General features: G+C 66.0%; 15 protein-coding genes. 6 read left to right on the top strand and 9 right to left on the bottom strand.

Annotation, left to right across the window (positions count from 1 at the left end; genetic code table 11):
* Nucleotides 1–63: 63 nt before the first annotated feature.
* Nucleotides 64–2,658, bottom strand: a complete 2,595-nt coding sequence (locus tag BI327_RS32115) for a TIGR02302 family protein (RefSeq protein ID WP_076865306.1) — start codon at nucleotides 2,656–2,658, stop codon at nucleotides 64–66.
* 169 nt (nucleotides 2,659–2,827) lie between these two features.
* Between BI327_RS32115 and BI327_RS32120 the strand changes: the two genes are divergently transcribed.
* Together BI327_RS32120 and BI327_RS32125 are read left to right on the top strand one after the other, a co-directional pair.
* Complete coding sequence (locus tag BI327_RS32120) at nucleotides 2,828–3,208, top strand: carboxymuconolactone decarboxylase family protein (RefSeq protein WP_050629459.1); 381 nt, start codon at nucleotides 2,828–2,830, stop codon at nucleotides 3,206–3,208.
* A gap of 195 nt (nucleotides 3,209–3,403) precedes the next feature.
* The gene (locus BI327_RS32125; protein WP_076865308.1) at nucleotides 3,404–4,315 is read left to right on the top strand and encodes an NAD(P)-dependent oxidoreductase; all 912 of its coding nucleotides are present in this window, start codon (nucleotides 3,404–3,406) and stop codon (nucleotides 4,313–4,315) included.
* A 181-nt stretch (nucleotides 4,316–4,496) separates the two neighbouring features.
* Here BI327_RS32125 and lysA read toward each other — a convergent pair whose 3' ends face one another.
* The 3 genes from lysA to argH form a co-directional block, all read right to left on the bottom strand.
* Nucleotides 4,497–5,762: a diaminopimelate decarboxylase gene (gene lysA, locus BI327_RS32130; RefSeq protein ID WP_076865310.1), complete on the bottom strand. Its 1,266-nt coding sequence runs from the start codon at nucleotides 5,760–5,762 to the stop codon at nucleotides 4,497–4,499.
* Between the two features lie 16 nt (nucleotides 5,763–5,778).
* A complete protein-coding gene (gene lptM / locus BI327_RS32135) occupies nucleotides 5,779–6,048 on the bottom strand; it encodes an LPS translocon maturation chaperone LptM (RefSeq protein ID WP_076865512.1) in 270 nt (89 codons plus the stop codon).
* Nucleotides 6,049–6,141: 93 nt separating this feature from the next.
* Nucleotides 6,142–7,539, bottom strand: coding sequence for an argininosuccinate lyase (argH, locus tag BI327_RS32140; RefSeq protein ID WP_076865312.1), 1,398 nt, complete (start codon nucleotides 7,537–7,539; stop codon nucleotides 6,142–6,144).
* Between the two features lie 125 nt (nucleotides 7,540–7,664).
* Between argH and tlpA the strand changes: the two genes are divergently transcribed.
* Nucleotides 7,665–8,357 carry a thiol:disulfide interchange protein TlpA gene (gene tlpA / locus BI327_RS32145; RefSeq protein WP_089025655.1) on the top strand — a complete coding sequence of 231 codons (693 nt, stop codon included), beginning with the start codon at nucleotides 7,665–7,667 and terminating at the stop codon, nucleotides 8,355–8,357.
* Here the strand turns inward: tlpA and BI327_RS32150 are convergent, their stop codons facing one another.
* A complete protein-coding gene (locus BI327_RS32150; protein WP_076865315.1) occupies nucleotides 8,358–8,546 on the bottom strand; it encodes a putative motility protein in 189 nt (62 codons plus the stop codon).
* Between the two features lie 94 nt (nucleotides 8,547–8,640).
* Entirely contained in the window at nucleotides 8,641–9,498 is an 858-nt protein-coding gene (locus tag BI327_RS32155) for a LysR substrate-binding domain-containing protein (RefSeq protein WP_083742283.1), read from the bottom strand.
* Nucleotides 9,499–9,606: 108 nt separating this feature from the next.
* On the opposite strand from BI327_RS32155, the gene BI327_RS32160 reads away from it, so the two are divergent.
* The 3 genes from BI327_RS32160 to BI327_RS43600 are packed head-to-tail and all read left to right on the top strand — an operon-like array spanning nucleotide 9,607 to nucleotide 11,320.
* Nucleotides 9,607–9,990 carry a tautomerase family protein gene (locus tag BI327_RS32160; protein WP_076865317.1) on the top strand — a complete coding sequence of 128 codons (384 nt, stop codon included), beginning with the start codon at nucleotides 9,607–9,609 and terminating at the stop codon, nucleotides 9,988–9,990.
* On the top strand, nucleotides 9,987–11,198 hold the full coding sequence (locus tag BI327_RS32165; protein ID WP_076865319.1) for an aminotransferase class I/II-fold pyridoxal phosphate-dependent enzyme: 1,212 nt from the start codon (nucleotides 9,987–9,989) through the stop codon (nucleotides 11,196–11,198). Before BI327_RS32160 ends, BI327_RS32165 begins: the two co-directional genes overlap by 4 nt.
* Nucleotides 11,195–11,320, top strand: coding sequence for a hypothetical protein (locus BI327_RS43600; protein WP_283807825.1), 126 nt, complete (start codon nucleotides 11,195–11,197; stop codon nucleotides 11,318–11,320). Before BI327_RS32165 ends, BI327_RS43600 begins: the two co-directional genes overlap by 4 nt.
* A 10-nt stretch (nucleotides 11,321–11,330) precedes the next feature.
* Here the strand turns inward: BI327_RS43600 and BI327_RS32170 are convergent, their stop codons facing one another.
* The 3 genes from BI327_RS32170 to BI327_RS32180 form a co-directional block, all read right to left on the bottom strand.
* On the bottom strand, nucleotides 11,331–12,212 hold the full coding sequence (locus BI327_RS32170) for a 3-hydroxybutyryl-CoA dehydrogenase (protein WP_076865514.1): 882 nt from the start codon (nucleotides 12,210–12,212) through the stop codon (nucleotides 11,331–11,333).
* Between the two features lie 247 nt (nucleotides 12,213–12,459).
* Nucleotides 12,460–13,410, bottom strand: coding sequence for an electron transfer flavoprotein subunit alpha/FixB family protein (locus tag BI327_RS32175; RefSeq protein ID WP_076865321.1), 951 nt, complete (start codon nucleotides 13,408–13,410; stop codon nucleotides 12,460–12,462).
* The gene (locus tag BI327_RS32180; RefSeq protein WP_021079449.1) at nucleotides 13,410–14,159 is read right to left on the bottom strand and encodes an electron transfer flavoprotein subunit beta/FixA family protein; all 750 of its coding nucleotides are present in this window, start codon (nucleotides 14,157–14,159) and stop codon (nucleotides 13,410–13,412) included. Before BI327_RS32180 ends, BI327_RS32175 begins: the two co-directional genes overlap by 1 nt.
* Between the last annotated feature and the right edge of the window lie 44 nt (nucleotides 14,160–14,203).

A 14,203-nucleotide genomic window follows, 5' to 3' on the forward strand; every position in this document is an offset into this window, starting at 1 on the left:
GCACTACTGTCTCTGGAATACTGGATCGCCCGGTCGAGCCGGGCGATGACAGTGGAAGCGGGCTCAATAATCCTTCAGCAGCCGCTCGATGTAGTCGAGTTCGATCTGCGGCCGTGACGGATCGGCGAGGCGGCGGCGCAGCTCTTCGAGGATGCGGCGGACGCGCTGGACGTCGATCTCGCCGGGGATCTTCACGGTGTAGTCGTCGCCGAATTCACGGCCATGCAACGGCCGGCCGAGCGGATCGGTCTGGTTGCCGCCGCTCTGCTGGCGGCCGGCGCGGTTGCCGGGGCCATCGCCCGGCTGGTCGCCGTCGCCCTGCTGCATCGCATCCGCAAGGCTCTGGGCGCCCTTGCGCAATGCATCCAGCGCACGGCCCTGCGAATCCACCGCGCCGTCGGCATTGCCCTCGCCGAGCCGCCCGGACGCATCGCCCATCGCGGAATCGGCCTGGTCGAGCCCGTCGCCGTCATCATCGCCCTGGTCGCCCTGCTGGGCCTGGTCACCCTTCTGGCCCTGGCCCTTCTGGCCGCGCTGCTCCGGCCCCATGCCGCGCTTGGCAAGCTCCTCCTGCAGCTTCTTCAGACGGTCGCGCAGCGCCTGCTGATCCTGCTGCAGGTCGCCCATCGACTGGTCGCCCTGCTTGCCGCGCATGCGGTCGCGGCGGGAATCCTGACCCTGCTTGAAGGTCTTGTCGCGCAACTGCTGCTGCTTGCGGATCATGTCGCCGAGCTCGTTGAGCGACTGCTGCATGTCGTCGTCGCCCTGATTGGGCTGCGCCATCTGCAGGTTTTCCAGCATCTGCTGCATCTGTTCCAGCAACTGCCGCGCCGCATCCTTGTCGCCGGAGCGCGACAGCCGCTCCATGCGATCGAGCATGTTCTTGAGATCCTGCTGGCTCAGCACCTTGGCATTGGGATCGAGCGGCCGGGCGAGCTGCTGCGGATTGTTGCGGAACTGTTCGACCATCTGACGCAGGAAATTGTCCAGCGCGGCGCGCAGATTGTCGGTGAGCTTCTTGATCTCCTCGTCGGTCGCGCCGCGCTCCAGCGCCTGCTTGAGCGCGTCCTGCGCCGCGCGCAGCGCCTTGTCGACGTCGCTGATGTTGCCGTCCTCGATGGTGACGGCGAGCGCCCACAGGCTGGCGACGACCTCGCGCAGCTGGTCGTCGGTGCGCGCCGCCTCGAGCTGGCGGCTCACGGTGTGGAGGCCGAGATAGTAGCCGGTCTCCGGCATGAACATCTCGGGCGCGATCATCAGCGCCTCGAGCGCGGCGAACACCTGGCCGTTCTGGTTGGCATCGAGCGCCAGGATGCGGCGCTGCTCGATCAGCGCGCGCGCCAGCGGCTTGGTGAACAGCCGCTCCGGCAGCCGCATGTTGAACGGCTCGCTCTTGCCCTCATTACCGGCCTCGTCCTTGGCGGTCAGCGTCAGCGTCACGTCGGCGCCGGCATAAGGATCCTCACTGAGATCCTTGACGGTCTGGCCGACGCCGTTGCGGGTGCGCGCGTTCGGCAACACCAGCGCGAATTGCGGCGGCTCGAACAGCGGACGCGGCGGCGCCGCCTTGCCGTCGGCTTCCTTCTTGCCGTCAGCCGGCGCATCGGCGGGCCGCGCCGAGAACTGCGCGCGCGCTTCGGTCACGCCGTAATCGTCCTCGAGCCGGTAGGACATCTGCAAGGCGCCGCGCGCCTGCCGCTCCGGATCCTTGGCGAGCGCGATCGACGGCGGACGGTCCGGCGTCGCGGTGAATTTCCACTGCGGCTGGCCGGCCGGCGCGCGGACATGCGCGGTGCCGTCGCCGGTGATCTTGAAATGCCTCTCATTGGTGCCCTTGGGCGCCTGGCCCTCCGGCGCGACCTCGGCGACGCCGCCACCGACCACGACGTCGATGGTGCCGCCGCTGGAGCGCACCAGGAGCGTGCTGCCGGCCGGAACCGCGAGCGGGGTGGTGTCGGCCGCGTTGGCGTCCTTGTTGGCATTCGACAGGATGATCGGCGGCTTGGCGGTGTAGTTCGGCGGCGTCACCCAGGCGTCGACCCTGACATTGGCCGGCGCCATGATGCCGTTCCAGTCGAACGCCGAGGCGACGCGCAGGCCGCGCTCGTCGCCGGCGGCAACATAGGTCGCGACCAGCATCACGATGACGAGCGCCCGCAGCGCCCAGGGATCGTGCAGCGAGACGCGCGGCCGCGGCAGCCCGGCGCGGATGCGCTTGATCGAGGCCAGCGTGCGCTCGCGCTGCGCCTGCCACAGCGCCAGCGCGAACGGATCCTTATTGGTGAGCGTATCGGAGAGCGTGGTCGCCGGGCGATGGCGGATGCCGGCGCCGCGGTCGAGCCGGCTCAGCCCCTCCTCGCGGCTCGGCCAGCGGAAGCGCACCAGCGGCGACAGCGCCGCGAGCGCGGCAAGACCGAACAGGCCGGCGCCGGCCACGCGTGCGACAAACGGCAGCACGAGCCACAGCCCGGCCCAGGACGCGACCAGGAACAGACCCACGACCGTCAGGAACCGCGCCAGATGCGGCCACGCCCGTTCCCACGCAATCGCAAATTTTGCTCGCTGCAAAGCCTCGGTCAGTTTCAGCCGCGCGATCGCATCGCTGTCGCGGACGGCGCTTGACGGGTTGTCAGTCGGGTCGATGTTGGCTCCGCTCAATCAAATCTCCGGGGTAGCCGGCAGGTCAGCCTAGCACAGCGGCGGCTTTGAGGCACCCGTTCCGGGGCGTAACCCACACCGGGAAATTCGCATAACACGAAGGCGTGACTGCGGCGGTTCGACCCCGTAACGTCCCGGCGAACCATCGTCCTAACGCATGAGGAAAAATATGGACCAGAAGACGCACGACAAGGGGCTCGAAATCCGCAAAGCGGTGCTCGGCGAGGCCTATGTCAACAATGCGCTGAAGAATTCGGACAGCTTCAACAAGCCGTTCCAGGAACTCGTCACGGAATATTGCTGGGGTGCGGTCTGGGGCCGCGAGGAGCTGCCGCGCAAGACCCGCAGCATGCTCAACCTCGCCATGATCTCGATCCTGAACCGGCCGCACGAATTGAAGGCGCACATCAAGGGCGCGCTGACCAACGGCGTCTCGCGCGACGAGATCCGCGAGATCTTCATGCAGGTCTCGATCTATGCCGGCATCCCGGCCGGCGTCGACAGCTTCCGCATCGCGCGCGAGGTGTTCGCCGAACTCGACAAGGCGTGAACGAAGCAAAGCGTATCCAACCGTCGTCCCTGCGAAAGCAGGGACCCATAACCACAGGCCTTCGTGGTTAGAGATGCTGGAGCCCCAGCTTCGCACAATGACGAAGAGCGGTGGTTATGGGTCCTGGCTTTCGCCAGGACGACATCGAATGTGGGGCGCGGGGCTTCGCGCATAACGAAGAAAAGGAAACGACCCATGGAAATCGGATTCATCGGCCTCGGGAAGATGGGCTTCCCGATGGCGCGCCGGCTGATCGAGGCCGGCCACAAGCTCACCGTGTTCGACACCAGCAAGGACGCGCTCGACCGGATGGTTGCGCTCGGCGCGCAGGCAGCAACCTCGCCGAAGGACATCGCCGACCGCGTCGAGACCGTGATGGCGAGCCTGCCCTCGCTGCAGGCCTCGCTCGAGGTCGCAACCGGCAGCGGCGGCGTGATCGAGGGCACGTGCGTCAAGCGCTTCATCGATCTCTCCACCGTCGGCTCGCAGATGGCGGTGAAGATCCACGATCTGCTGGCCAAGAAGAACATCGTGCAGATCGACAGCCCGGTCTCCGGCGGCGTCTCCGGCGCCGAGAAGGGCACGCTGGCGGTGATGGTGTCGGGCCCGCGCGCCGATTTCGAGCCGGTGAAATCCGCGCTCGACGTGATCGGCAAGGTGTTCTTCATCGGCACCAAGCCGGGCTCCGGCCAGACCATGAAGCTCGCCAACAACTTCCTGTCGGCGACCGCGATGGTCGCAACGTCGGAGGCCGTGGTGATGGGCGTGAAGTCCGGGCTCGATCCGGCCGTGATGATCGACGTCATCAATGCGGGCTCCGGGCTGAACACCGCGAGCCGCGACAAGTTCCCGCGCTCGGTCCTGCCGCGCAGCTTCGACTTCGGCTTCGCCACCGGGTTGATGGTAAAGGACGTCCGGCTTGCAGTCGAGGAAATGCGCTCGCTCGGGCTGTCGATGGAAGTCGCCGAGGCGGTCGGCCGGCTCTGGGAAGTCATCATCCGCGATGAGGGACCGGAGTCGGATTTCACCGCGGCGATCAAGCCGATCGAGAAGGCCGCGGGCGTCATCGTGGGTGGGGCCAAGGGCGGCAGTCACGCGGCGAAGTAGGGCTGTCGATACAATAAACGCCGTCGTCCCGGGCAAGCGCAAGCGCGACCCGGACCCATAACCACAGGATTTCGTGGTTTAGCTGAGCTGGGGCCCCAGCTCAGTATAACAATCAAGGGCGGTGGTTATGGGTCCCTGCTTTCGCAGGGACGACACTGCTAGTGAGGCGCGATCCCGGCCTTCACAGCCACGGCGCGGGCTTGTCCATCGCGATCAGCGCGTCGACGTCGATGCGCGGGCGCACGATCGCGTACTGGTCGTCCTTGACCAGCACCTCCGGCACCAGAGGCCGGGTGTTGTAGGTGCCGGACTGCACCGCGCCATAGGCGCCGGCGGTCATGATCGCCAAGAGATCGCCGGCCTTCGGCTGCGGCAGCGCGCGGTCGAGCGCGAGATAGTCGCCGGTCTCGCAGACCGGCCCGACCACGTCGGCGACCATGGTCGGCGTGCCCGCTGCCGGCTGACGCACCGGCAGGATGTCGTGATGCGCTTCATAGAGCGTCGGCCGGATCAAATCGTTCATCGCAGCATCGATGATGACGAAGTTCTTGGCGTCGCCCGGCTTCACATGGATCACGCGGGCAACGAGGATGCCGGCATTGCCGACGATCATGCGGCCCGGCTCGAACATCAGCGTGCAGCCGAGATTATGCGTGACGCGCTTGACCATCGCGGCATAGGCAGCCGGTTCCGGCGGCGCGGCGCGGTCCATGTAATAGGGAATGCCGAGCCCGCCGCCGAAATCGACGTGCGAGATGTCGTGGCCGTCGGCGCGCAACGTCTGCACGAATTCGGCGAGCAGGCGGAAGGCGGCCTCCAGCGGGCCGAGATCGGTGATCTGGCTGCCGATATGCACGTCGGTGCCGGTGACCTTGATGCCGGGCAGCTTCGCGGCGCGGGCATAGACCTCGCGGGCGCGGGCGATCGGGATGCCGAACTTGTTCTCCGACTTGCCGGTCGAAATCTTGGCGTGGGTGCCGGCATCGACGTCGGGATTGACCCGCACCGAGATGCGCGCCGTCTTCTTCATCTCGACGGCGAGGCGCGACAGCATCTCGAGCTCCGGCTCGGACTCGATGTTGATGCAGAGGATGTCGGTGGCGAGTGCGGCGCGCAGCTCGCCCTCGGTCTTGCCGACGCCGGAGAACACGATCTTCGACGGCGGAATGCCGGCCGCCAGCGCCCGCTTCAATTCGCCGCCCGACACCACGTCGGCGCCGGCGCCGAGCTTGGCCAGCGTGCGGAGCACCGACTGGTTGGAGTTCGCCTTCATGGCGTAGCAGACCAGCGCCTTTTCGCCCGCGAAAGCCTCGGTGAAGACGCGGTAGTGGCGCTCCAGCGTCGCGGTCGAATAGCAATAGAACGGCGTGCCGACGGCTTCCGCCAGTTCAATGAGATTGACCGCCTCGGCATGCAGCACGCCGTTGCGATAGTCGAAATGGTTCATGACACGCGTTTAGATATTAATTGCCGAGCAGCGGATCGAGGATGAAGGGCCGTTTATTGCCGCGCGGCGCGGCCGGCGCCGCATCCGAGCCATAGGTCGGGTTGAACACGCTGGGCTGTGCCGCCCGCTCGCTCTCGGTGTCGGTCGGTGCCGCGCCCGGCGCCGCGTTGGCGGTCGGCGGCAGGTCGAGCGGTCCCTTGCGGCCGCAGCCGCCGAGCGCAAGCGTTGCAGCGCTCAGCACAATGATGGCCCATCCCGAGGGGGTCAGGCGGTTCTTGCTAATCACGACGAAATTCCCCAATTCGGGCGGCACCATACAAACATTGGCGTGCTCTGGCGAGAGGCGGAGCGCTGAGAAATCACGGCCAAATTTTCCGGTTCAGCCCAATTTTCGCTCTTTTTCCAGCCGCTTGGCCCAGGCTTTGGCCTGCGCCATCACATTCTTCGGCGCCGTGCCGCCAAACGAGGTCCGGCTCTTCACCGAGGATTCGACGCTGAGCACCTTCAGCGCCTCCGCGGTAATCTTCGGCTCGACCTCCTGCATGGCCTTCAGAGGGAGTTCGTGCAGCGCCACGCCCTGCTTCGAGGCCAGCCCGACGATGCGGCCGGTCACGTGGTGGGCGTCGCGGAACGGCATTTTCAGGGTGCGCACCAGCCAGTCGGCAAGGTCGGTCGCGGTGGCATAGCCCTCGCCGGCGGCGGCCTTCATCTTCGCCTCATCAGGCACCAGGTCCTCGACCATGCCGGTCATGGCGCGGATCGCGAGCGACAGCGCCTCGAAGGCCTCCATCGCGCCCTGCTTGTCCTCCTGCATGTCCTTTTGATAGGCGAGTGGCAGGCCCTTCATCACGATCAGCAGCGCCGTGAGCGCACCGATCACGCGGCCGGTCTTGGCACGCACCAGCTCGGCGGCGTCCGGGTTGCGCTTCTGCGGCATGATCGACGAGCCGGTGGTGAACTTGTCGCTGAGCTTGACGAGACCGACCAGCGGCGAGGTCCAGATCACGATCTCCTCGGCGAAGCGCGACATGTGCACTGCGCAGATCGCCGCCGCCGACAGCGTCTCGAGCACGAAATCGCGGTCGGATACCGCGTCGAGCGAATTGGCCATCGGGCGGTCGAAGCCGAGCGCTTTCGCCGTCGCCGCGCGGTCGATCGGAAACGAGGTGCCGGCGAGCGCGGCGGCGCCCAGCGGCGATTCGTTGAGCCGCTTGCGCGCATCGGCAAACCGGCCGCGGTCGCGGCCGGCCATCTCGACATAGGCCAGCAGATGATGGCCGAAGGTGACGGGCTGCGCGGTCTGCAGATGGGTGAAGCCCGGCATCACGGTTCCGGCGTGCTCCAGCGCGCGGGTGACCAGCGCCTGCTGGAACGCGGCCAGCGCCGCCTCGGTCTCATCGATGGTGTCGCGGACATAGAGCCGGAAATCGGTCGCGACCTGGTCGTTGCGCGAGCGCGCGGTATGCAGCCGGCCCGCGGCGGGCCCGATCAGCTCGGACAGCCGCGATTCGACATTCATATGGATGTCCTCGAGCGCGCGCTTGAAGTCGAAATCGCCCTTGCCGATCTCTGACAAAATCGTGTCTAGACCTTTGCCGATATTTTTCGCATCAGCTGACGTGATGATGCCTTGCGCGGCGAGCATCGCGGCGTGGGCCTTGGACGCGGCAATGTCCTGGGCATAAAGGTGCCGGTCGACGTCGATGGAGACGTTGATTTCCTCCATGATCGCGTCGGGACGCTCCGAGAATCGGCCGCCCCACATCTTGTTGCTCATGACATCTCGCTCACGAATTTGTATTTCAGGCCGCTGTTCCCGCGCCAAGGCGGCGAAACGGCATGGCGGTTCCGATCGTATTCACGGCACTGCTTAGCCACATCTGACGCTGGATGACAAACGATATGCCCGAGACGACCCCATCCGAACCGACCGCCAAGTCGACGGCTAAGCCGACAGCCAAGTGGCGTATCCCGCTGGTGATCGGCGCCGTGCTGGCCGGGGCCGTGATCGGCTATGTCGGGGTCTCCGGCCTCAAGCATCCCGCGGGCGGCGATATCGCCTGCAACAGCGCGGTGAGCCTGGCGAAGAAGATCGCCCCGCTCGCCCACGGCGAGGTCGCGGCGCTGACCATGGCGACCACCCCCTTGCGGCTGCCCGACCTGACCTTCGAGGACGCCAACGGCCAGCCGAAGAAGCTCTCGGACTGGCGCGGCAAGACCGTGCTGGTGAACCTGTGGGCGACCTGGTGCGTGCCCTGCCGCAAGGAGATGCCGGCGCTCGACAGCCTGCAGACCAAGCTCGGCGGCAAGGATTTCGAGGTGGTCGCGATCAACATCGACACCCGCGACCCGGACAAGCCGAAGAACTTCCTGAAAGAGGCCAATCTGACCAGGCTGGATTATTTCAGCGACCAGAAAGCCAAGGTCTTTCAGGACCTTAAGAACATAGGCAAGGCGCTGGGCATGCCGACCTCGGTGCTGGTCGACGGCCAAGGCTGCGAGATCGCTAACATCGCCGGTCCCGCCGAATGGGCGAGCGACGATGCGATCAAGCTGCTGAAGGCGGCGCTACAGCCGGCCGCGGCCGGGTTCTGATCAGGCGACGGCGTTGAGGTTGTCGCCGATGCCGGGCGACAAATTCGCCGTGGACGGCGTGCCGAGCAGGGTCTGAACCGCGAACTTTTCCGCGTCGAGGTTCTGCTTGGTCACGCGGGTCGCGATCTCACCCTGCAGGTTGCCCTGCTGCATCGACAGGATGCTGGTGACCATGCTCATCGTGTCCATACGCGGTACTCCCAAGTTCGACCTTGGGTAGCGCGCGAAAGTTAATGCTTGGGTAACGGATGGCCGCGTCAGGCCGACGCATTTGAGGCGCCGCTCAGGCCGCGTTCGCCGCAAAAGCCGCGCCGAGGGTGCGCAGCGCCTGCCGTGTGCGCGCGTCCGACAGCTTCGAGTGCAGGATCACGTCACGGGACGGCAAGGGCGGCAGGCCGAGCCGTGGGCCGAGGTCGACGGTATCGGCTGGCGCCACCCGGCGAGCCAGCGCGGCGACCGCAAGGCCTGCGGATATCGCGGCTCCGATCGTCGAAAGTCCGCCACCGACGAACGCCTCGGTCCAGGCGATGCCGGCGGCGTCGAGAGCCTCGACCGCCATGGCGCGCACGCTGCAAGGCTCGGCCTGGGTCGCCAGCCGCAACGGCTCCCCGGGCCGGTGGTGAAAATCCGGCGCGGCCATCCAGCCGAATGGTTCCTCGAACAGCACGTCGCCGTCGCGGCGCTTGGCGTCGTGGCGCAGCACGATCGCGGCATCGAGCCTGCCGTCGTCGAATGCGCTGAGCACCGAACGCGACGTATCGACGTGCAGCTGGATCACCAGTCCCGGATCGGTGGCGTTCATCCTCCGCAACAGCGCGGTCAGCTCCGATCCGACGATGTGGTGGCTGATGCCGACGACCAATCGGCGATGCTCGACGGCAAACGACCCGATCGCCGATTGATGCGCGGCAACCAAATTGCGCGCCGCGCCGAGGAAGGCAGCGCCTTCAGCGGACAGCCGAACCAGCCGCGGCGTTCGCTCCAGGAGCCGCCGGCCGAGCCCGTCCTCCAGCCGACGGATCTTCAGGCTGACCGCCGACTGCGTGGTCTCCATGACCTGCGCCGCCCGCGTGAAGCTGCTGAGATCCGCCACCAGGACGAAGGCCTGCACCGCCTCGACGTCGAGCGCCTTCATCGCCATTCATTTAAATCAGCAATCATTGAAATGTTTTATCATACCGTTTTTCAATGATCAAGGAGCCCCTAGGATCGGCTGCACGCAACCACCGCTTCCAGGAGAGCTACCATCATGCCGCTGACCCGCGTTTCGCTGCGACGGGGCAAGCCCGCCGCCTACCGCAAGGCAATTCTCGAGAGCCTTTATCGCGCCATGCGCGAGACCTTCGACGTGCCGGAGGGCGATCGCTTCATGACGATCTCCGAGCACGATGCCGACGATTTCATCTATGGCGCCGACTACCTCGGCATCAGGCGCAGCGATGATCTGGTCATCATCCAGATCACCGTCAGCAATACGCGCCCGGTGGCGCAGAAGCAGAAGCTCTACCGGCGGATCGCCGAGCTCCTGGCGGAACGCCCCGGCCTGCGCACTGAAGACATCTTCATCAACCTCGTCGAGGTGCTCCCCGAGAACTGGTCGTTCGGCAACGGTGAGGCGCAGTACGTCCGATGAGCGCAACCGTGATCCTCTCGCCGCGGATGAGCGGCATCAAGCCATCGCCCGCATCGGTGCTGCGCCGCCGCGCCCGCGAACTGCGCGCCGCCGGGCGCGACATCATCGAGCTGTCGTCGGGCAATCTGGATTTTCCGACACCGGAGCATGTGATCGCGGCGGCGCATCAAGCGGCGCTGCGCGGCGAGACCCGCTACACCGATGTCGACGGCACGCCGGAGCTGAAGCAAGCGGTGCAGGCCGCACTGCGCCGCGACCATCGGCTCGACTATCGGCTGGATGAGATCGTCGTCACCAGCGGCTCGACCCAGGCGCTGTTCAACGCGCTGCTGGCGACGCTGGCGCCGGGCGACGAGGTGATCATTCCCGCGCCTTACTGGGCGCCCTATCTCGATCAGGTGCGGCTCGCAGGCGGGACGCCGGTGGTCGTGCCGTGCGCGCAGAACAACGGCTTCAAGCTGCGCGCCGAAGATTTGCAGGCGACCATTTCGCCGCGGACGCGCTGGGTCGTGGTTAACAACCCGGTCAATCCGTCCGGTGCGCTGTATTCGCGTGAGGATCTCTCCGAGATCGCCGCGGTCCTCCTGCGGCATCCGGACATCTGGGTGCTTGCCGACGGGCTCTACGAGCACATCGCGTTTAGCGGCGCACCGGCGCCGACGCTTGCGGCGGTCGAGCCGCGCCTGAAGCCGCGGACGCTGACCGTCAGCGGCCCCGCCAAGAGCTACGCCATGATGGGATGGCGCATCGGCTACGCCGCCGGACCATCGGCGCTGATCCGCGAGATGATCACAATCCAGTCGCAGACCACATCAGGCGCCTCGTCGATCAGCCAGGCCGCCGCGGTGGCTGCACTCGATGGCGCGCAGGATGTGCTGGCCGAGCGCGCCGTGATCCTTCGCGCCAGGCGCGACCGCTTTGCCGAACTCGTGAACGGATGCGCCGGGCTGTCCTGCACGCCGCCGGAGGGCACGTTCTATCTGCTGGTCGGCTGCGCCGGCGTGATCGGCAGGCGCGCGCCCGACGGCAAGGTGATCGAGACCGACCGCGACTTCTCGGCCTATCTGCTCGAAGAGGCCGATGTGGTGGTGTTCCCCGGCGAGGATCTCGGGCTGTCGCCCTACATCAGGGTGAGCTTCGCCAATCCGCCGGCGGCCATCGAGGAGGCCGGCAGGCGGTTGAAGCGCGCCTGCGAGGCATTGCAATGACGCCTCACAGGCAGCGCCAGCGCCTCGCGCTGACCGCGCATCTGCTCGGACTTGGAATGGGTGCGACCGTCATCATCGGTCTCGTGCCCGCGATGCTGACGCTGCTGCGGGCACTGAACTGACGCGCAGGGATTACCGGGTCGGGACCGGCTTGTCGCCGCGATAGTCGTAGAAGCCGCGCTGCGACTTGCGTCCGAGCCAGCCGGCCTCGACGTATTTCACCAGCAGCGGGCACGGCCGGTACTTGGAGTCGGCGAGCCCCTCGTGCAGCACCTGCATGATCGACAGGCAGGTGTCGAGGCCGATGAAGTCGGCGAGCTCGAGCGGGCCCATCGGATGGTGCGCGCCGAGCTTCATCGCGGCGTCGATCGCCTCGACGTTGCCGACCCCTTCATACAGCGTGTAGATCGCCTCGTTGATCATCGGCAGCAGGATGCGGTTGACGATGAAGGCCGGGAAATCTTCCGACACCGCGACCTGCTTGCCGAGCTTGGCGACGAACGCCTTGGCGGTGTCGAAGGTCGTGTCGTCAGTGGCGATGCCGCGGATCAACTCGACCAGCTCCATCGCCGGCACCGGATTCATGAAATGAATGCCGATGAATTTCTCCGGGCGGTCGGTCGAGGCCGCGAGCCTGGTGATCGAGATCGACGACGAGTTGGTCGCGACGATCGCGTCCGGCTTCAGCACCGCGCAGACTTCGTGGAAGATCTTGCGCTTGGTCTCTTCCTTTTCGATCGCGGTCTCGATCACGAGATCGCAATCGGCGAGCGCATCGAGCGTCTCGGAGGAGGTGATGCGGTCGAGCGCCTGCTTGCGCTCGCTCTCGCTGATCGCCTTCTTGGCAACCTGGCGGGTCAGATTGCCATTGATGGTCGCCAGTGCCGACTTCAGCCGGTCGCCGGACACGTCGTTGAGCACCACGTCGTAGCCGGCCAGCGCCGCCACATGGGCAATGCCATTGCCCATCTGGCCCGAACCGATCACGCCGACCTTTTTGATTGCCACCGTCATCTTGTCATCCACCGGAACGGCGCGCATGTCGCGCCTGCCCAATTCCAACGATACCCGAAGTGAAGCCTTCCGGGTTGCCCAATCCGCCGGAAAACGTTTCCCGGGACCATGATGTGATGACAGGTCATCACACAAGGGTCCCATTTCCCCTGTCGAGCATGATCCTTTCGGAAAAGCGTTTCCGGATCATTGCCTCGAAAATCATAACACCGGCCGGAGTTTAGCCATCCGGCCGGTGTCTTGTCGCTTACTTTCCGAGCTTGCCGAGCGCCTCGGTGAGCTCCGGAACCGCCTGGTAGAGGTCGGCGACCAGGCCGTAATCGGCGACCTGGAAGATCGGTGCGTCTTCATCCTTGTTGATGGCGACGATCACCTTGGAGTCCTTCATGCCGGCCAGATGCTGGATCGCGCCGGAGATGCCGACCGCGACGTAGAGTTCCGGGGCCACCACCTTGCCGGTCTGGCCGACCTGCCAGTCGTTCGGCGCATAGCCGGCATCGACCGCGGCGCGCGAGGCGCCGACGCCGGCGCCGAGCTTGTCGGCGAGCGGCTCGATGTACTTGGCGAAGTTTTCGCGGCTCTGCATGGCCCGGCCGCCCGAGACGATGATCTTGGCGGAGGTCAGTTCCGGACGGTCGCTCTTGGCGACTTCCTCGCCGACGAACGTCGACAGGCCGGGATCGGCAGCCGATGCGGCATTCTCGATTGCCGCGCTGCCGCCTTCACCGGCAGCGGCGAAGGTCGAGGTGCGGACCGTGATCACCTTCTTGGCGTCCTTCGACTTCACGGTCTGGATCGCGTTGCCGGCATAGATCGGCCGCTCATAGGTGTCGGGCGCGACGACCTTGATGATCTCGGAGACCTGCATGACGTCGAGCAGCGCTGCGACGCGCGGCATCACGTTCTTGAAGCGCGAGGTCGCGGGCGCGACGAAGGCGTCGTAGCCTCCGGCCAGCGCAACGATCAGCGCAGCCAGCGGCTCGGCAAGATCGTGCTCATAGGCGGGGCCTTCGGCCACCAGCACCTTGCTGACGCCGGCAAGCTTGGCGGCAGCTTCCGCCGCGGCCTTGGTGCCCTGGCCGCCACCGGCAACCAGCACATGCACGTCGCCACCGAGCTGGCTCGCCGCGGTCAGCGCCTTGTTGGTCGAGTCCTTCAGGGTCTCGTGGTCGTGTTCAGCAATCAACAGCGTCGTCATCAGAGAACCCCGGCTTCGGTCTTGAGCTTGTTCACGAGTTCGGCGACGTCCTTGACCTTGACGCCCGCCTTGCGGCCTGCCGGTTCCGCGGTCTTCAGCACTTCCAGACGCGGCGTCACATCGACGCCGTAGTCGGCGACGCTCTTGTCGTCGATCGGCTTCTTCTTCGCCTTCATGATGTTGGGCAGCGACGCATAGCGCGGCTCGTTGAGGCGGAGGTCAGTGGTGACGATCGCCGGGCCCTTCAGCTTGATGGTCTGCAAGCCGCCGTCGACTTCGCGGGTGACCTTGAAGTCCGATCCTTCGACTTCGAGCTTGGAGGCGAAGGTCGCCTGCGACCAGCCGAGCAGCGCGGCCAGCATCTGGCCGGTCTGGTTCGAATCGTCGTCGATCGCCTGCTTGCCGAGAATGACGAGGCCGGGCTGCTCCGCCTCGACCACCGCCTTCAGGATCTTGGCGACCGCGAGCGGTTCGACATTGCCTTCGGCCTTGACCAGGATGCCGCGGTCGGCGCCCATCGCAAGGGCGGTGCGGATGGTCTCGGAGGCCTGCGCCGGTCCGATCGACACCACCACCACTTCGGTCGCCTTGCCGGCTTCCTTCAGCCGCAGCGCTTCCTCGACGGCGATTTCGTCGAACGGGTTCATCGACATCTTGACGTTGGCGAGCTCCACGCCCGTCCCGTCGCTCTTGACGCGGACCTTGACGTTGTAGTCGACGACCCGCTTTACCGGCACAAGAACCTTCATCGATCCTCTTTCGCTTTGATTTTATGGGTTTCGGTTGGCTGGCG

This window comes from Bradyrhizobium mercantei, from assembly GCF_001982635.1.
Taxonomy (GTDB): Bacteria; Pseudomonadota; Alphaproteobacteria; order Rhizobiales; family Xanthobacteraceae; genus Bradyrhizobium; species Bradyrhizobium mercantei.